Source organism: Nocardioides sp. NPDC057767, from assembly GCF_042798275.1.
Lineage (GTDB): Bacteria > Actinomycetota > Actinomycetes > Propionibacteriales > Nocardioidaceae > Nocardioides.
Window position 1 is genome coordinate 1 of the sequence record NZ_JBHVKJ010000005.1, and the last position, 17126, is coordinate 17126.

General features: G+C 70.0%; 15 protein-coding genes and 1 riboswitch. Of the genes, 4 read left to right on the top strand and 11 right to left on the bottom strand.

Annotated elements, in window-relative coordinates; all coding sequences use genetic code 11:
• Window positions 1-101 precede the first annotated feature (101 nt).
• From ribH to ACFVDI_RS04195, 7 genes are all read right to left on the bottom strand, one after another.
• A complete protein-coding gene (ribH, locus tag ACFVDI_RS04165; RefSeq protein WP_378900977.1) occupies window positions 102-584 on the bottom strand; it encodes a 6,7-dimethyl-8-ribityllumazine synthase in 483 nt (160 codons plus the stop codon).
• Window positions 581-1840 (bottom strand): bifunctional 3,4-dihydroxy-2-butanone-4-phosphate synthase/GTP cyclohydrolase II, encoded by a 1260-nt coding sequence (locus ACFVDI_RS04170; RefSeq protein ID WP_378900980.1) that lies wholly within the window; start codon window positions 1838-1840, stop codon window positions 581-583. The genes ribH and ACFVDI_RS04170 overlap by 4 nt, the downstream gene beginning before the upstream one ends.
• Window positions 1837-2460: a riboflavin synthase gene (locus tag ACFVDI_RS04175; protein ID WP_378900983.1), complete on the bottom strand. Its 624-nt coding sequence runs from the start codon at window positions 2458-2460 to the stop codon at window positions 1837-1839. Before ACFVDI_RS04175 ends, ACFVDI_RS04170 begins: the two co-directional genes overlap by 4 nt.
• Window positions 2460-3533, bottom strand: a complete 1074-nt coding sequence (ribD, locus tag ACFVDI_RS04180) for a bifunctional diaminohydroxyphosphoribosylaminopyrimidine deaminase/5-amino-6-(5-phosphoribosylamino)uracil reductase RibD (protein ID WP_378901201.1) — start codon at window positions 3531-3533, stop codon at window positions 2460-2462. Before ribD ends, ACFVDI_RS04175 begins: the two co-directional genes overlap by 1 nt.
• Window positions 3534-3632: 99 nt before the next feature.
• Window positions 3633-3794: riboswitch (FMN riboswitch) on the bottom strand.
• A gap of 50 nt (window positions 3795-3844) precedes the next feature.
• Window positions 3845-4513 carry a ribulose-phosphate 3-epimerase gene (rpe, locus tag ACFVDI_RS04185; protein WP_378900986.1) on the bottom strand — a complete coding sequence of 223 codons (669 nt, stop codon included), beginning with the start codon at window positions 4511-4513 and terminating at the stop codon, window positions 3845-3847.
• Between the two features lie 28 nt (window positions 4514-4541).
• A complete protein-coding gene (locus tag ACFVDI_RS04190; RefSeq protein WP_378900989.1) occupies window positions 4542-5183 on the bottom strand; it encodes an HAD family hydrolase in 642 nt (213 codons plus the stop codon).
• Window positions 5184-5244: 61 nt separating this feature from the next.
• Window positions 5245-6387, bottom strand: coding sequence for a sterol desaturase family protein (locus ACFVDI_RS04195; protein ID WP_378900992.1), 1143 nt, complete (start codon window positions 6385-6387; stop codon window positions 5245-5247).
• Between the two features lie 169 nt (window positions 6388-6556).
• On the opposite strand from ACFVDI_RS04195, the gene ACFVDI_RS04200 reads away from it, so the two are divergent.
• Window positions 6557-8437 (top strand): hypothetical protein, encoded by a 1881-nt coding sequence (locus ACFVDI_RS04200; protein WP_378900995.1) that lies wholly within the window; start codon window positions 6557-6559, stop codon window positions 8435-8437.
• A gap of 66 nt (window positions 8438-8503) precedes the next feature.
• Here the strand turns inward: ACFVDI_RS04200 and fdhD are convergent, their stop codons facing one another.
• Both fdhD and ACFVDI_RS04210 read right to left on the bottom strand, forming a co-directional pair.
• Window positions 8504-9340 carry a formate dehydrogenase accessory sulfurtransferase FdhD gene (fdhD, locus tag ACFVDI_RS04205; protein ID WP_378900998.1) on the bottom strand — a complete coding sequence of 279 codons (837 nt, stop codon included), beginning with the start codon at window positions 9338-9340 and terminating at the stop codon, window positions 8504-8506.
• The gene (locus ACFVDI_RS04210; protein WP_378901001.1) at window positions 9328-9843 is read right to left on the bottom strand and encodes a CBS domain-containing protein; all 516 of its coding nucleotides are present in this window, start codon (window positions 9841-9843) and stop codon (window positions 9328-9330) included. Before ACFVDI_RS04210 ends, fdhD begins: the two co-directional genes overlap by 13 nt.
• 219 nt (window positions 9844-10062) lie before the next feature.
• On the opposite strand from ACFVDI_RS04210, the gene ACFVDI_RS04215 reads away from it, so the two are divergent.
• Entirely contained in the window at window positions 10063-11037 is a 975-nt protein-coding gene (locus ACFVDI_RS04215; RefSeq protein WP_378901003.1) for a hypothetical protein, read from the top strand.
• A 10-nt stretch (window positions 11038-11047) separates the two neighbouring features.
• Here the strand turns inward: ACFVDI_RS04215 and ACFVDI_RS04220 are convergent, their stop codons facing one another.
• Window positions 11048-11449 carry a TIGR03668 family PPOX class F420-dependent oxidoreductase gene (locus tag ACFVDI_RS04220; RefSeq protein ID WP_378901006.1) on the bottom strand — a complete coding sequence of 134 codons (402 nt, stop codon included), beginning with the start codon at window positions 11447-11449 and terminating at the stop codon, window positions 11048-11050.
• Between the two features lie 82 nt (window positions 11450-11531).
• Here ACFVDI_RS04220 and ACFVDI_RS04225 point away from each other — a divergent pair, with 82 nt between their 5' ends.
• Complete coding sequence (locus ACFVDI_RS04225) at window positions 11532-12263, top strand: hypothetical protein (RefSeq protein WP_378901009.1); 732 nt, start codon at window positions 11532-11534, stop codon at window positions 12261-12263.
• Here ACFVDI_RS04225 and metH read toward each other — a convergent pair.
• Window positions 12245-15901, bottom strand: a complete 3657-nt coding sequence (gene metH, locus ACFVDI_RS04230) for a methionine synthase (protein ID WP_378901204.1) — start codon at window positions 15899-15901, stop codon at window positions 12245-12247. The two genes, ACFVDI_RS04225 and metH, sit on opposite strands and share 19 nt — an antisense overlap.
• A 246-nt stretch (window positions 15902-16147) precedes the next feature.
• Here metH and ACFVDI_RS04235 point away from each other — a divergent pair, with 246 nt between their 5' ends.
• Complete coding sequence (locus ACFVDI_RS04235; RefSeq protein ID WP_378901012.1) at window positions 16148-16996, top strand: PAC2 family protein; 849 nt, start codon at window positions 16148-16150, stop codon at window positions 16994-16996.
• The last annotated feature ends 130 nt before the right edge of the window (window positions 16997-17126 follow it).

A 17126-nucleotide genomic window follows, 5' to 3' on the forward strand; every position in this document is an offset into this window, starting at 1 on the left:
GTCGCGCCCTTCCCCCCCGGCGCCCGTGGCGGCCAACCCCCCCCTAAACCCCCGCCGAGTCGGCTCGTCATGACGAGCCGACTCGGCGCTGGGTGGGGTGATCAGTAGTGACGTACGCAGTCACGCAGCGTGAGCGCGGTCTCCATGGCCGCTGCGGCGGCCTCGTAGCCCTTGTCCTCGTTGGATCCCTCGAGGCCGGCCCGATCGAGCGCCTGCTCCTCGTTGTCGCAGGTCAGCAAGCCGAAACCAACCGGAACGATGTGGTCGAGAGCGACCCGGTTCAGCCCGTCGGTGGCGGCCGAGCAGACGTAGTCGAAGTGCGGCGTGCCGCCACGGATGACGACCCCGAGCGCGACGATGGCGTCGTAGCCCGACTTGGCCAGCGCTGCCGCGGCGACCGGGAGCTCGAAGGCGCCGGGAACACGGACGACCGTCAGGCCGCCGACGGCGGCATCCTTCAGCGCCCGCTCCGCGCCGTTCAGCAGGCCGGTCATGACCTCGTCGTGCCAGCGCGCGGCCACCACGGCGACTCGCAGGTCGCTCGCGTCGACGACCTCGGGGGTCGGGGCTCCCTTGCCACTCATCGGTTCTCCTCGGAAAGTTTCGGCTCAGACAGATCGGGAAGCGCGTGACCCATCCGGTCACGCTTGGTCAGCAGGTAGGCGAGGTTGTGCTCGTTGGGTCGCGGGGTGAGCGGCACCCGCTCGGCGACCTCGACCCCGTACGCCTCCAGGTTGCTCACCTTCTCAGGGTTGTTGGTGAGCAGGCGTACCGAGTCGATCTTGAGGTCGCGCAGGATCTGGGAGGCGGAGCCGTAGTGGCGCGCGTCAGCTGGCAGGCCCAGGTCGAGGTTGGCGTCGACGGTGTCGCGGCCGCCGTCCTGGAGCTGGTAGGCCTGCAGCTTGGCGAGCAGCCCGATCCCGCGGCCCTCGTGACCGCGCAGGTAGACCACCACGCCGCAGCCCGCGTCCGAGATCCGCTCGAGCGCCTCACGCAGCTGGGGTCCGCAGTCGCAGCGCCGGGACCCGAACACGTCCCCGGTCAGGCACTCCGAGTGCACCCGGGCGAGCACCGGGTCGCACCCGGCGACGTCGCCGTAGACGAGCGCGACGTGCTCGACGCCGTCGTCGGTGGTGCGGTAGCCGTAGGCGGTGAACTCACCGAACTCCGTGGGCAGCCGGGTCACCGCCTTGCGCTCGACCAGCACCTCCGTACGTCGCCGGTAGGTGACCAGGTCGGCGATCGAGATCATCGCAAGGCCGTGCTCGTCGGCGAACTCGCGCAGCTGCGGGGCGCGCTGCATGGTGCCGTCGTCGTTGACGAGCTCGACGAGGGCGCCCGCGGGCTCCAGACCGGCCAGACGGGTCAGGTCGACGGCGGCCTCGGTGTGGCCGACCCGCACCAGCACTCCCCCGTCGCGGGCACGCAGCGGGAAGACGTGGCCCGGGCGGGTCAGATCTCCGGCCACCGAGGAAGGACCGGCCAACAGCCGGGTCGTGAGCGCCCGGTCGGCCGCCGAGATACCGGTCGAGACGCCTTCGCGGGCGTCGACCGAGACCGCGTACGCCGTCTGCTTGCGGTCCTCGTTGACACGAGTCATCGGGGGCAGCTCGAGAGCGTCGAGCCGGTCGCCCGGCAGCGCCACGCAGATCACGCCGGAGGACCAGCGGATCGCGAACGCCATCACCTCGGGGGTCGCGAGCTCGGCGGAGAAGATCAGGTCGCCCTCGTTCTCCCGGTCCTCGTCGTCGACGACCACGACCGGCTTCCCGGCCGCCAGGTCGGCGATCGCGTTCTCGACCGGATCCAGCCGGACCCCCACGTACTGCTGCTCCGTCATGACCGAACCCCTTCCGGTGAAGTCAGCACGAGCTTCTCCACGTGCTTGGCGATGATGTCGGTCTCAAGGTTGACCTCGTCGCCGACGGCCCGGAACCCGAGCGACGTTCGCGCCAGGGTCTCGGGGATGAGGCTGACCGTGAACGAGTCCTCGCCCACGGAGACGACGGTGAGGCTGATCCCGTCCACCGCGATCGAGCCCTTCTCGACGACGTAGCGCGCCAGCTCGGGAGGCAGGGAGATCGTGACGACCTCCCAGTGCGCGCTCGGCTCACGGGAGACGATGCGGCCGACGCCGTCGACGTGCCCCTGGACGATGTGACCGCCGAGGCGGGTGGTCGGGGTGACCGCGCGCTCCAGGTTGACCTGGTCGCCGACGGACACCGCATGCAGGCTGGTGCGCTTCAGCGTCTCCAGCATCACATCGGCGGTCCACTGTGACCTTTCCTCGGGCCCCGACCCGAGCGTGGCAACCGTCAGGCAGCAGCCGTTGACCGCGATGGAGGCGCCCAGCTCGGCGTCCGACAGCACCGTGGTGGCGGAGATGGTCAGGCGTACGGCGTCGCCCTGGTCCTCGATCCCGGCGACGGTGCCGAGCTCCTCAACAATCCCGGTGAACATCACCGCTCCCCTCTGTATTGGTTTTCTTGGGCTGGTTCCAGAACGAACCGAACGTTCGGCTCCTCGCCCGGAGCGGCCGGTGCGAGCACGTCGACAGAACGAACCCGCGGCCGGAAGGCGTCGGAGATGGTGGTGATCCCGAGGTCGGCGACGGCCGCGCGGCCCGCGCCGAGCAGGAACGGGGCGACGTAGACGACGATCTCGTCCACGAGTCCCGCCTCCAGGAAGGCCGCGGCCAGCGTCGGCCCGCCCTCGAGGAAGACATGGCGGCGCTCCCGCTGCCACAAGGCGGCCAGCGCCGAGTGCGGGTCGCGGGTGCGCAGGTGCAGCGAGGGCGCCTGGGCGTCGAAGATCCGGCGGTCCTCGGGCAGGTCGCGCTCCCCCATGACGACCCGCAGCGGCTGTACGCCGACCGGCCGGTCCTCCAGGTCGCGCACCGTCAGGGCGGGGTCGTCGACCGCGACCGTGTTGGTCCCGACCAGCATCGTGTCGCTCAGCGCACGCAGCTTGTGGGTGTCGAGCCGCGCGGCCCGCGAGGAGACCCAGCGCGAGGTGCCGTCGGCGGCGGCGCTGCGTCCGTCGAGGGTGGTGGCGAACTTCCAGGTGACGTAGGGGCGCTGCAGCTCGGCCGCCCGCGTCCAGACCCGATTGAGCTCACGGGACTCGGCTGCGTACAGGCCCTGCTCGACCTCGATCCCGGCCTCCTTCAGCCGCTCCGCTCCCCCGGCGGCGACCGGGTTCGGATCGGCCTGGGCGTAGACGACACGGGCCACGCCGGCCTCGATGAGAGCCTGTGAGCAGGGGCCGGTGCGGCCGGTGTGGTTGCACGGCTCGAGGGTCACGACGGCGGTCGCTCCGCGTGCCGCCTCCCCGGCCTTCGACAGCGCGTCGACCTCGGCGTGCGGGGTGCCGGGCCCGCGGTGGAACCCCTCGGCGATCATCGATCCGTCCGCTCCCAGGAGTACGCAGCCCACCCGTGGGTTCGGATAGGTGGCGGGTCCCGGGGCGCCGATCGCAGCGGCCAGGTCCAGGGCGCGACGCATCGCCCCCGGCTCCGGGTCACGCTGGTCCAAGCACTTCATCTGATCCCCTCTGGTCCGTCTCACGGACTCCGGGGTCAGGCCGAGACATCGCGCCACGCCCTGGTCTCAGAGCGGTCACGACGAATCGGGCTGCGTGCGTCTTCCCATCCGGACTTTAACCGTCGGTCCAGGATTCTCACCTGGTCAACCGATGACTGGCTGCCATCGGGTCGCGGACTTCTGAGCCCCCAGAATTGGTAGAGGGACTCAGTCACCGCCGGCTCGGAATTTCACCGACCCCAGAGCACGCGAGCACAAGCTCGTCTGGAACCAGTGTGCCATACCGGTGGCACGACGCCGGATCAGGCGTCAGTGACTGAGACGGCCTTGTCCCGCAGCGCGTTGACCATCGCGTCGGGATCGTCGGCCGAGTAGACGGCGGAGCCGGCGACGAAGACGTCGGCTCCGGCCTCGGCGCAACGCTCGATCGTCTCCAGCGAGACACCGCCGTCGACCTGCAGCCAGGTCTCGACCCCGGCCTTGTCCATCATCGCCCGCGCCCGGCGGATCTTCGGCAGCACCAGATCGAGGAACTTCTGTCCGCCGAAGCCTGGCTCGACGGTCATCAGCAGCACCATGTCGAGCTCGGCCAGCATGTCCTCGTAGGGCTCGATCGGGGTCGCCGGCTTGAGCGCCATCGAGGCACGGGCGCCCTTCGCCCGGATCTCGCGGGCCAGCCGCACCGGGGCCTTGGTGGCCTCGACGTGGAAGGTCACCGAGCCGCACCCGGCCTCGACGTAGGCCGGGGCCTCGCGGTCGGCGTTCTCGATCATCAGGTGGGCGTCCAGCGGCACCGACGTGGACCGCGCGATCGCCTCGACCATCGTCGGCCCGAAGGTCAGGTTGGGCACGAAGTGGTTGTCCATCACGTCGACATGGATCCAGTCGGCGCTGGGGATCCGGGCGACCTCGGCCCCGAGGGCGGCGAAATCGGCGTTGAGGATGGACGGAGTGATCTGGATGTGGCCCACGAAAGGCACCCTAGATGACCCTGAGGGCTCAGAGGGCAGCCAGGTCGGCGTACGTCATCCCCTCGAGCGTGTCGCGGAAGACCCGGCGCTCGCCGGGGGCGACGGGGACGTGGTTCTCGATGACCAGGACGGTGCAGCCGGCGGCCTCGGCGGAGCGGGCGCCGGTGTTGGAGTCCTCCACCGCGATGGTGTCCTCGGCCGCGACGCCGAGGGCGGCGGCCGCGGTCAGGTAGGGCTCGGGGTGCGGCTTGCCGTTGGCGACCATGTCACCGGTGACGATCACCTTGAAGGTGCCCTCGGGAAGCTCCTTGAGGATGGGGCCGACGAAGCGGGCGTACGACATCGTCACCAGCGCGCACGGCACTCCCTGCTCGAACAGATCGGTGAGCAGCTCGCGCGCGCCCGGGCGCCACGGCACCTCGCGCTCGACCTGCTCGACCACGCCGTCGAGCAGCATCTCGACGATCTCCTCCGGCTCGTGCGGAAGGCCCATCCCCTCCTTGATCAGCCGCGCCGACTCGATCAGCGCGTTGCCGACCAGCTCCATCGCCTGCTCCTCGGACCAGGTCGCCCCGAAGCGCTCGGCGATCGCGTACTCGGCGGCGACCCAATAGGGCTCGGTGTCGACCAGGGTGCCGTCCATGTCCATGAGAACAGCCGCAGGTTTCATGGCGGGAATCTTGCCACAGCGTCTTTGCCCTGCTGATCGGTGCCCGGGCCGCCTCACGGCCTCAGCGGACGTACTCGTCGAAGGTTTGCTGGCCGAGGAACGGGGCGACGTGCTGGGCGAGGATCCCGACCGGGACGGTCTCGCGCTTAAGCACGCCGTACTCCTCGGGCCAGCTGCCGTCGCGGGGCAGCTTGAAGGAGCCCATCAGCATGTCGATCACCGGCAGGTGGATGGCGTAGTTGCGGTCCCAGTAGTCGAGGTGCCGGGCGTGGTGCCAGTGGTGGTAGCGGGGCAGCACGATCAGATACTCGAGGAGGCCGAACCGGACGCCGATGTTGGCGTGGGCGACGACCGCCTGGATGCCGACCAGCACGGCGTACGCGTTGACGACCGAGGTCGAGAAGCCGAGGAACAGCAGCGGCAGCAGGACGATGCTGCGGGTCAGCACGGTCTCGACGAAGTGCACCCGCGAGCCGGCCAGCCAGTCGAGCTCGGGGCTGGAGTGGTGCACCGCGTGGAAGCGCCACAGCACCATGATCCGGTGGTAGCAGCGGTGCAGGACCGCCTGGGCGAGGTCGGCGAGGAAGACCGCGAGCAGGAACGCCACCACGAACGGCAGGTCGGAGATCCAGGCCTGCTGCGCCTCGACAAGGGGTCTCGACAAGCTCGACCACCGGGCGGTCGAGACCACCAGGGACGTCGAGGTGGTGACCAGGATCAGGATGAGCTGGACGAGGACGTGGCTCATGAAGAAGTAGCACGCGTCGGTGCGCCAGCCGGGCCGGAAGACCGGCACCGGACGCCGGGCGAAGGCGTGCTCGAGCGGGATGAAGACCAGCGCCGAGAAGAACAGCGCAAGCACGAACCAGTCGAGACCGAGCGAGAACGGCGTGTCCTTCACCGGGCCGTCGAACGGCACCTCGATGCCGCCCAGCAGCACCGCCACCGTCGCCGTGCCGACACCGGTGAACGCCATCCGCTTGTGCTGGTCGCGCAGCACCGCGATCGTGCCGGCGAAGAACGCCGCCGCGAGGCCGATCAGGAGCAGCGTACGGGCGAAGTCCTCGGTGTAGATCGCTCGGAACTCACGGCTGGTCAGCAGCTCCGGGAAGTGGAAGCAGAGCACCGTGGCCAAGCTCAGAATGCCCAGGAAGCACGAGGCGGCGGGGGCGAGCAGGTGGTGGCGCAGCAGGGACGTGGACATGTCAGAAATTCTGGCCGCGGGCGTTCCTCACCGCCTGAGTCCACGTACTCAACTCACCTGCCGGTCTCGACGCGCCGGAGCCGGATGCGAATCCGTCTGACGCCTCGACCGGACTGTTAGCGTGAGCGGGCCAGCCGAGGCGAGCAGGGCCCGATGAAGAGGTGGATCGATGGTGCGCTGCATCGCGGTGTTGCTGTGCACAGCGCTGAGCGCGCTGGTCATGGTCGGCGTCATCGCTCCCCCGGCCGCAGCCGAGCCCGACGATGTCACCGACGCCGAGGCCCAGCTGGCCGAGCGATACGCCCCGGTGATGATGCTGGTCGACCAGCCCGAGGCCTGCGGCCCCGGTGAGCCGTACGTCCCCAGCGATGTCGACGCCATGATGGGTGAGAGCTCGGTGGCTCTGCGCGGCCCCTGGACGGATCGCGACCTGATCACCGTCGGGCCCACCGCCGAGCAGCTCTCGGCCGGTCTCGAAGGGTATGCGCTCGACGAGCCCGGCAACCCGCTCAAGCCCGGGTGTGACTACGAGCGGTGGGCGACACGCGTGTGGGGATCGGACCCACAACCCACCATCTACGCTCATGTGGCCACCGAGGCCGGGATCGAGGACCGGATCGCGGTCCAGTACTTCTTCTTCTACCCGTTCAACGACTACAACAACAAGCACGAGGCCGACTGGGAGCGCATCCAGGTCGAGTTCCCCGTCGGTGACGTCCAAGCGGCGTTGGAGACGGACCCCGACCGGGTCTTCTACGCCCAGCACTACGGCGCCGAACGGTCTCTCTGGGACGACGACAAGCTTCAGATCGCGGACGAGACGCACCCGGTCGTCTTCGTCTCGGCCGGCTCCCATGCCAGCCAGTACGACGAAGGCCTCTACCTGGGCCGGTCGGCCGCCGAGGGGTTCGGCTGCGACACCACCATCGGCCCGCACCACGACGTCCGTCCCGAGGTCCGTACGATCCCCCAGGATCCCGCGGCAGCGGCCGAGGCGTATCCGTGGATCACCTACCGCGGCCACTGGGGCGAGATCGGTCCGCAACGGTTCTACGAGGGACCGACCGGCCCGAACATGAAGCAGGCGTGGAACAAGCCGATCACGTGGTCTGACAAGGCACGTGACCACAGCTTCTCGCTGCCCGGCGCCGAGGTGGCCGGCAGCGAGGCCGGCGCCTACTTCTGCACCCTGGTCTCCTCAGGATCGGATGCGTTCCGCCAGTTCTCCGCCGACCCCACGCCGACCCTGCTGATCCTTCTGGCCGTGCTGTTCGCCCTCGGTTGGGTCGTACGCCGCTCCGGTTGGGCCGAGGCCACGCCGCTTCCCGTCGTCGCCCGTCGCCGCCCCGGGCAGGTCGTGGCCGCCGCCCTGAAGATGCTGGCCCGCCACTGGCGGGTGTTCCTCGTGGTCGCCGCCCCTGCGGCGGCCGCATCGGTGGCCTCGTCGGTGATCGCCGCACTGATCCCGCCGGGAGCCTGGTGGTGGTCGGCGTTGTCCGGCGCTGTCCTGCTCGTCCTCGTACTCTCGCTGGCCTGGGCTCAGGTCGCCTCGGCCCAAGCGGTCCTCGACCTGGGATCGGGCCGGTCGGTGACCCTCGGCTCCCTCGTGCGCCGGACCCGCGATCGGGCACCGGCGCTGCTGGCGACCGTTGCGCTGTGGGCGCTCATCGTGGTGCCAGTGTTCCTCACCGGGATCCTTCTCCCGGTCGCCCTGGCGCTCCTGGTCGCCTGGTCTCTGGTGCTGCCCGTCGTGCAGCTCGAGGGACGTTCGGGGTGGCGGGCGCTGCGCCGCAGCTGGGCTCTGGTACGCCCTCAGCTCCTCACCGTGCTGCTCGTCCTGGCCGTATCGGCAGCGCTGGTCTCGGTGCTCGGCGGGGTGCTCGCCGCGCTGGCGTTCGTCGTCTTCCCGGCCCCCTTCGGAGTGGTCAGCGGGATCCCACAGCTGGTCACGACCTTGGTCTGGCCGGTGACCGCTCTGCTCACCACCTACGCCTGGGCCAACGGCCGTGCACGCGAGAGCGACACGTCAGGCGCGACCGCGAGGAGCTGATCGGCGTCGGGGTGGTTTGTGGCCGTCCACCACCGAGCCTGTCCTCCGGCGGCTCGACCGACGGGGTCAGCCGACAGGAACGGGCTCGATCCGGTCGGTGCCCGCGTAGATGTTCATCGAGGTGCCGCGCAGGAAGCCGACCAGGGTGAGGCCGTTGTCGTCGGCCAGGTCGACGGCCAGCGAGGACGGGGCCGAGACCGCCGCGAGCAGCGGGATGCCGGCCATCACGGCCTTCTGGACGAGCTCGAAGGAGGCCCGGCCGCTGACCATCAGCATGCTGTTGCGCAGCGGCACCAGGCCCTCGCGCAGCGCGTGCCCGATCACCTTGTCGACGGCGTTGTGGCGACCGACGTCCTCGCGTACGCAGAGCAGGTTGCCCTCGGCGTCGAAGAGCCCCGCGGCGTGCAGGCCGCCGGTGCTGTCGAAGACGCGCTGCGCCTCCCGCAGCCGCTCCGGCAGGATGGCCAAGAGCTCCGGGGTTACCCGCAGAGTGTCGTCGGCGACGGACCAGGCCGAGGACGTACGCACCGCCTCGAGCGACGCCTTCCCGCACAGTCCGCACGAGGATGTCGTGTAGAAGCTGCGCTCCAGGGAGGCGTCCGGCGGCGGGACATGGGCGGCCAGGCCGACGTCGACCACGTTGTAGGTGTTGCCGCCGTCGGCGGTCGCACCGGCGCAGTAGCGGACGCTGGCGACGTCGTCGGCGGAGTGCACGACGCCCTCGCTGACCAGGAACCCGACCGCCAGGTCGAAGTCGCCGCCCGGGGTCCGCATGGTGACCGTCAGCGGCCGGCCGTCGACCCGGATCTCCATCGGCTCCTCGGCGGCCAGCTTGTCCGGCCGTCGCGAGATGACGCCGTCGCGCACGCGCATCACGGGCCGTCCAACTGTCACTCGTCCCATGTCAGCTCCTGTTGGGTGGGGTCCTGAGAAGTCGTGCTCTGTCGAGCCTTCGCGCGCACTCCGGCGTCGCAGCAGAAGCCCCGGCTGGTGCGCTTGAGGCAGAGGAGCCCGACGCACCGGCCGTCCTCGATCACCGCCAGCCTGCGGCGCCCGTGGGAGGTCATCCACACCCAGGTCGACCACAGGTCGGCGTACGGTGCGACCGTGCGGCCTCGCAGCGTCCCCATCGTCCTGGCCGGTCCATCCCCGCCCGTATCGACGTCGTGAGGCTCCACGACCGAGAGCAGCCGGCCGCCATCGACCACGAGCGCCGCGTGCACGTGTTCGTCGCCGAGGAGGTCGCGTACGTCGCGACCGGTCGCCGTGGCCGGAAGCAGCTTCGGCCTACGGACCATGGCATCGGCGACGGTCGCCTCGCCGGGCGCGTACGCGAGCCGTCCGCCGCCGAACTCGACCGCGCCCTGCCTGCGCGTGGTCGACTCCTCCATCCGCCTGGCGGCCACCTGTCCTCTTCTCGTTCGGGCTGCTGATCCTGGTGAACACAACGGTACGCGGTGCTCGCCGACCTCGTCGCTCGTCCCGGGTCGCGGGCCGCGACCACCCGAAGCGCTCCGCGGACCACTTCGGGTGGTCGCCGGGTGCCACCAGTTGGGCCGTCGACTCGGCACCGGATCGCTCAGCCACGTACGATCTGCCTACCCACGACTGGTGCCGGAGGTTCCGTGAACGAAATCCAGCTCAGCGACCTGAGTCTTGGACGCCATCTCGCCGAGGGCTCACAAGGCCGCATCATCGAGCTGGCCGACCATCCCGGGACGGTCGCGAAGCTCTACCGCACGCGGGAGCTGGGTCTCGTCGACGGCCGGGCTCTGGCCGAGCTGGTGCGCATCCGCGGGTTCGTCGTCAGCGAGGGTCTGCAGGTGGACCACTTCGCCGCCTGGCCGCACACGGTCGTGCTCGACGGGCTGCGTACGGCGGGCTTCCTGATGCAGCGGATCCACGAGCCGTTCCTGGCCGGGTTCGGGCCCACCACCGCGCTGGCGGAGCTGGGGCTGCTCGTGGACTCGGGAGACGTACCGAGTCCCGGGGTCTACGAGCGGGTGCTGCTGATGCGGGCGCTGGCCGCGGTGATGGACGCCCTGCACCGGCAGGGCCTCGTCCTCGGAGACCTCTCTCCGCGCAACATCGCCTGGTCGGTCTCGCCGGTGCCCCGCGTGATGCTGCTCGACTGCGACGGGATCCGTCCGGCCGGCGAGGACGGTGTGCTTCCGCCCGCCGACACCCGTGGCTGGGAGGACCCGAGCAACGTCGGCCGGCCGCCCACCGCCGACAGCGACCGGTTCAAGCTCGCCCTGACGATCGCCCGGGTGCTGACCGGCAACCGCAACGCCGCTCCCGCCCTCAGGCCCGACCTGACCTTCGCCGGCGAGGCCGGCATCCTGGTCGGCCCGCTCACCCGGCTGATGGACCAGGCCGCCGGTCCTCCCGGGCTCCGCCCGACCGCGTCGCAGTGGGCCACCGTCCTGGACGTACGCGGTCCCTGGGCCGGCGCGGTTCCGCCGATGCCTCAGCCGCCGATGCCCCCGACGATGCCCTCGACGATGCCGCCGCCACCGGCGGCGCCTCAGGCGATGCGCTCCCGCGGGCCCTCGCCCAGCGGAGAGATCCTGAGGCCCTTCCGCCGTCAGTCGCGCTGAGGGCTCGGTCTCAGGTCGCCGACCAGCCGGACCACCGCGTCACCTCGATGACGATCACCGGCCCTGCCGGTGGCCGCGCGCGGTAGTCGGCGTACTTCGCGACCAGCGGGGCGAGGTCGTGGCTGGCGTGCACGCGCGCGACGCCGTCGGCACGGGCCCACCACAGCTGCGACCAGTCGTCGTCGTAGGCATCGACCAGCAGCGACACCGCCGGGTTGGCCTCGATGTCGGCCAGCCGGCGCAGCCGGGTCGTCGACTTGGGCTTGTGGTCGACCGCGGTGAGGATCGCCTCTCCCGCGAGGGCGAACACGATCGGCACGATCCGCGGAGCACCGTCGGCCGACACCGTCGCCAGGCGCGCCACCCGGGCGTCGGCGAAGCGCTCCCGGACCCACCGCTCCTCGTGTCGCACCGCTCGAGCCTATCCGCCTCGACGCCGGTGACCCTGTGCCCGGCGGCTACCGTGTCCCGCATGGCTCCCGACCTCCTCGCCCGTGCTGCCCGCTGAGGCCGAGCGGCTGCTCACCGTCGATCTGGTGGAGTGGCTGGCCGACCTGGTGGATCCGTCGCTGCTGCGCCGGGAGTCGCCGAAGGCTCAGCTGCAGGGGCTTCGCAGCGCGGTCGTCCACCGGGTCGGGGTGAACGAGGCCTCGGCGCTGCTCCACTTCCGCGACGAGCTGGAGCACAACCCGCTGCCCCTGCGCGACCACGACAGCCTGCGGCTGGTGCTCGTCACCAGCCGGGGCGAGGACCTCGCGGTCGACGACGTCGAGTTCGTCGACTGGAGCCGCGACGACGACTGCCTGCGCTGCCGGACGGCGCTGGAGAGCTGGGTGCCGCCCGCCTTCGACCCGACCTCCCGGATCACCGCGGTCGGAGGTCTCCACATCGCCTACGACCACGCCGACCGGGCCGGGATGGAGCCCGAGGAGCTTCTGGCCCGGCTCCGGCCGGCGGTGGCCGAGGCCAACGCCGCACTCGGGGCGTGGGACGCGTCGACCGTCGGTGCTTACTGGTATCCCGGCACCGACACCTGGGCCCACGTGATCCCGCTCGCCCTGGACCCCGAGCGTGACCCGGTGGCGGGCGTGCTCACCCGCCACCCGGACGGCTACCACCTCGTCACGATCCTGACGCGGCGTACGGCCTTCTGGAACGTGGTCAGCGTCGGTCAGGTCCCGCCGGCGTGGCTGGACAACCCCGAGGATCAGTCCTCGGGGTCGTAGCCCAGGTTCGGCGAGAGCCAGCGCTCGGCCTCGGCCATCGTCCAACCCTTGCGCTGGGCGTAGTCGGCGACCTGGTCCTGACCGAGGCGGCCCACGACGAAGTACTGGGAGTCGGGGTGCCCGTAGTAGATCCCGGAGACCGACGCACCCGGCCACATCGCCATCGACTCGGTGAGCTCGATGCCGGTGCTCTTCTCGACGTCGAGGAGCGACCAGATGGTCTGCTTCTCGGTGTGGTCGGGACAGGCCGGGTAGCCCGGGGCGGGCCGGACACCGGCGTACTTCTCCGCGATCAGGTCCTCGTTGGGCAGGTGGCCGTCGCCGCCCTCGTCGGCGGCGTAGCCCCAGAACTCGGTGCGTACGCGCTGATGGAGCCGCTCCGCGAACGCCTCGGCCAGGCGGTCGGCGAGCGCCTCCAGCATGATCGCGGAGTAGTCGTCGAGCTCCTCCTTGAACGCCATCACCCGCTCGGGCAGGCCGATGCCGGCGGTGACCGCGAAGGCGCCGACGTGGTCGGAACCCTCGCCGACGGGCGCGACGTAGTCGGCCAGCGACTTGTTGGCCACGCCCGCCCGGTGCTGGCCCTGCTGACGCAGCTGGAACAGCGTGGCCCGCTCCTCGGTGCGGGAGTCGTCGGTGTAGACGACCACGTCCTCACCGGTCGAGTTGGCCGGGAAGAGGCCGTAGACGCCGCGCGCCTCGAGCCACTTCTCCTCGATGATCCTGTCGAGCATCTCCTGCGCGTCGTCGAAGAGCTTGCGCGCGGCCTCGCCCGTGGCGGGGTTGTTGAGGATGTCGGGGAAGCGGCCCTTCATCTCCCAGGCGTTGAAGAACGGCTGCCAGTCGATGTAGTCGCGCAGCTCGGCGATCGGGTAATCGAGGAGCGTGTGGACGCCGGGCTGCGAGGGGGCCGCCGGCAGTGTCGAGAAGTCGACCTCCGGCTTGTTGGCCTTCGCCTGGACGTACGTCAGGGACGCCCGCTCGCTCCGCTCGGCATGCCGCGCGCGCAGCGAGTCGTAGTCGACCTTGACCTCGGCCATCAGCTTCTCGCGCCGGCCGGCGTCGAGGAGGGCGGCCGCGGTGGGCACGGAGCGCGAGGCGTCCTTGACCCAGACGACCGGACCGTCGTAGGCCTTGTCGATCTTCACCGCGGTGTGAGCCCGCGAGGTGGTCGCACCGCCGATGAGGAGCGGCAGGTCGAGCCCGACGCGCTGCATCTCGGTGGCGAAGCCGACCATCTCGTCCAGCGACGGTGTGATCAGACCGGAGAGACCGATGATGTCGGCGTCGTGCTCCTTGGCCGCGTCGAGGATCTTCTGCGCCGGCACCATCACGCCGAGGTCGATCACCTCGTAGTTGTTGCACTGCAGCACGACCCCGACGATGTTCTTGCCGATGTCGTGGACATCGCCCTTGACCGTGGCCATCACGATCGTGCCGTTCTTGGTCTCGGCGTCACCGGGCTGCTTCTCGGCCTCGATGAACGGGATCAGGTAGGCGACCGCCTTCTTCATCACCCGGGCGCTCTTGACGACCTGCGGGAGGAACATCTTGCCGGCACCGAACAGGTCGCCGACCACGTTCATGCCGTCCATCAGCGGGCCCTCGATGACCTCGATCGGACGGCCACCGCGAGCCGAGATCTCGGCGCGGAGCTCCTCGGTGTCGGCCTCGACGTAGGCGTCCAGGCCCTTCACCAGGGCGTGGGTGATCCGCTCGCCCACCGGCAGCTCGCGCCAGGCCTCGGCCTTGGCCTCCGCCTCAGGTGAGTCCTTGTTGTACTTCGAGGCGATCTCCAGCAGCCGCTCGGCGGCATCGGCACGCCGGTTGAGGATGACGTCCTCGATGCGGTCGCGCAGCTCGGGGTCGACCTCGGAGTAGGGCACCAGCGCGCCGGCGTTGACGATGCCCATGTCCAGGCCCGCCTCGATCGCGTGGTAGAGGAAGACCGCGTGGATCGCCTCGCGCACGGGGTTGTTGCCGCGGAAGGAGAAGCTCACGTTCGAGATGCCGCCGGAGACCTTGGCGCCGGGGAGGTTCTGCTTGATCCAGCGAACCGCCTCGATGAAGTCGACGCCGTAGGTCGCATGCTCCTCGATCCCGGTCGCGACCGCGAACACGTTGGGGTCGAAGATGATGTCCTCGGGGTCGAAGCCGACCTCGTCGACGAGGATCCGGTAGGCCCGCTCACAGACCGCGATCCGGCGCTCGTAGGAGTCGGCCTGGCCGTCCTCGTCGAAGGCCATCACGACCGCGGCCGCGCCGTAGCGCTTGCACAGCTCGGCGTGCTCGACGAAGGACTCGACGCCCTCCTTGAGCGAGATCGAGTTGACGATCGGCTTGCCCTGGACGAGCTTCAGGCCGGCCTCGATGACCTCCCACTTGGAGGAGTCGATCATGATCGGGACCCGGGAGATGTCGGGCTCGGAGGCGATCAGCGTCAGGAACCGGGTCATCGCCGCGACCCCGTCGATCATGCCCTCGTCCATGTTGACGTCGATGACCTGGGCGCCGTTCTCGACCTGCTGGGCGGCGACCGAGAGCGCGGTGTCGTAGTCACCGGCCTTGATCAGGTTGCGGAACTTGGCCGACCCGGTGATGTTGGTCCGCTCCCCCACGTTGACGAAGAGGCTCTCCTCGGTCACGGAGAACGGCTCCAGACCGGAGAGCCGCAGCGCCGGCTCGACCGCGGGGACCTCCCGAGGCGCGACCGCCTCGACCTGCTTGGCGATCTCGGCGATGTGGGCCGGGGTGGTGCCGCAGCAGCCGCCGACCAGGTTCACGAAGCCGGCGGTGGCGAACTCGTGGACGTGCCCGGCGGTGTCGGAGGGGCCTTCGTCGTACTCGCCGAAGGCGTTGGGCAGCCCGGCGTTCGGGTAGCAGGAGACGAACGCGTCAGCTACCCGGGCGAGCTCGGCGATGTAGGGACGCATCTCCTGGGCGCCGAGCGCACAGTTGAGGCCGACGAGGAGCGGCTCGGCGTGGCGTACGGAATCCCAGAACGCCTCGGTGACCTGCCCGGACAGCGTGCGGCCGCTGGCGTCGGTGATGGTGCCGGAGATGACGACGGGCCAGCGGCGGCCGTACTCCTCGAAGACCTGCTGGACGCCGAAGATCGCGGCCTTGGCGTTGAGGGTGTCGAAGATGGTCTCGATGAAGATCAGGTCGGAGCCGCCCTCGAGGAGCGCGCGGGTCGCCTCGGCGTAGGCGTCGCGGAGCTGCTCGTAGGTGATGTTGCGGGCGCCGGGGTCGTTCACGTCCGGGCTGATCGAGGCCGTACGCGACGTGGGGCCGAGCGCGCCGGCGACGTAGCGCGGCTTCTCGGGGGTCGAGTATGCGTCCGCGGCGGCACGGGCCAGGCGGGCCGCCTCGAAGTTGAGCTCGTAGGCGAGGTCGACCATGTCGTAGTCGATCAGCGAGACCGCGTTGGCGTTGAACGTGTTGGTCTCGATGATGTCCGCGCCGGCCTCGAGGTATTCGCGGTGGATGCCCTCGATGATCTGCGGCTGCGTCAGGTTGAGCAGGTCGTTGTTTCCGATCAGGTCGGTGTGCCAGTCCTTGAACCGCTCGCCGCGGTAGCCCGCCTCGTCAGGTCGGTCACGTTGGATCGCAGTGCCCATCGCGCCGTCGAGCACCATGATCCGCTCCTTGAGGGTGGCGGTCAGGGTCTCGGTGACATCAGGGCGCAGACTCACTCTTGTTTCCTCTCCCGGGCGGGCACGGTGGTGTGCTCGGCTTTGCCTGAAACACGCTACGGCGTAGGTGCGCGGGCAACGCCATCTCATTCCGCATCCTGACACCCGTGGTCCACCAGGTGGGAATTCATGAGGTGTACGCAGGGTGAACGGCGTCGTCGGGCTGGTCCGCATGACTAGGGTGGAGACGTGATCGAGATCGAAGAGACCCGCGACCTGGTCGATCCTGTGGTGATCGCCGCGTTCGAGGGATGGAACGACGCGGCCGACGCCGCCTCCGGCACGGTTGACCATCTGATGGATGTCTGGCACGCGCGGGTCGTGGCCGAGATCGATCCCGAGGACTTCTACGACTATCAGGTCAACCGGCCCACGACCGGCACCGACGAGAACGGGTTCCGCACGATCACCTGGCCCACCACCCAGGTCGCCGTCTGCTCCCCGCCCGACCTGGATCGCGACATCATCCTGGTGCGCGGCATCGAGCCCAACATGCGCTGGAAGCAGTTCGTCAGCGAGATCCTGGAGTGCGTCGACGACCTCGGCGGCCAGCTCGTGGTGACCCTGGGCGCGCTGCTCGCCGACGCGCCGCACACCCGCCCGATCCCCGTCTCCGGCACCGCCACGGAGCCCGACCTCGTCGACCGGCTCAAGCTCGACTCGCCGTCCTACGAGGGACCGACCGGAATCGTCGGTGTGCTCCAGGAGGCCTGCGTCCAGAGCGACATCCCCGCGGTCTCCTACTGGGCAGCGGTCCCCCACTACGTCGCCGCTCCGCCCTGCCCGAAGGCCACCCTCGCGATCATCAACAAGCTCGAGGACCTGCTGCAGTGCTCCATCCCCCTCGGCGACCTCCCCGAGGACTCCCGAGCCTGGGAGCGTGGCGTCAACGACCTCGCCGAGGAGGACGAGGACGTCTCCGACTACGTACGCTCCCTGGAGGAGGCCCGCGACACCGCCGACCTCCCCGAGGCCTCCGGTGACGCGATCGCCCGGGAGTTCGAGCGCTACCTCAAGCGCCGCACCGACGACTCATAGACGCTGGTCGAGCCCGCGAGCGCAAGCGAGCGGTGTCGAGACCAACACGGCCCGTCGGCGCTCGATAGGACCGTGTTGGTCTCGACACGCCTTCGCCTAGCGGCTCCGGCGGCTCGACCAGCGGGTGTAC

Coding starts and splice junctions, on each gene's coding strand:
- fdhD (WP_378900998.1), bottom strand. CDS start 9,340: ATGGGACGAGTGACAGTTGGACGGCCCGTGATGCGCGTGCGCGACGGC.
- ACFVDI_RS04200 (WP_378900995.1), top strand. CDS start 6,557: ATGGTGCGCTGCATCGCGGTGTTGCTGTGCACAGCGCTGAGCGCGCTG.
- ACFVDI_RS04195 (WP_378900992.1), bottom strand. CDS start 6,387: ATGTCCACGTCCCTGCTGCGCCACCACCTGCTCGCCCCCGCCGCCTCG.
- ribH (WP_378900977.1), bottom strand. CDS start 584: ATGAGTGGCAAGGGAGCCCCGACCCCCGAGGTCGTCGACGCGAGCGAC.
- metH (WP_378901204.1), bottom strand. CDS start 15,901: ATGGTGCTCGACGGCGCGATGGGCACTGCGATCCAACGTGACCGACCT.
- ACFVDI_RS04175 (WP_378900983.1), bottom strand. CDS start 2,460: ATGTTCACCGGGATTGTTGAGGAGCTCGGCACCGTCGCCGGGATCGAG.
- ACFVDI_RS04170 (WP_378900980.1), bottom strand. CDS start 1,840: ATGACGGAGCAGCAGTACGTGGGGGTCCGGCTGGATCCGGTCGAGAAC.
- ACFVDI_RS04190 (WP_378900989.1), bottom strand. CDS start 5,183: ATGAAACCTGCGGCTGTTCTCATGGACATGGACGGCACCCTGGTCGAC.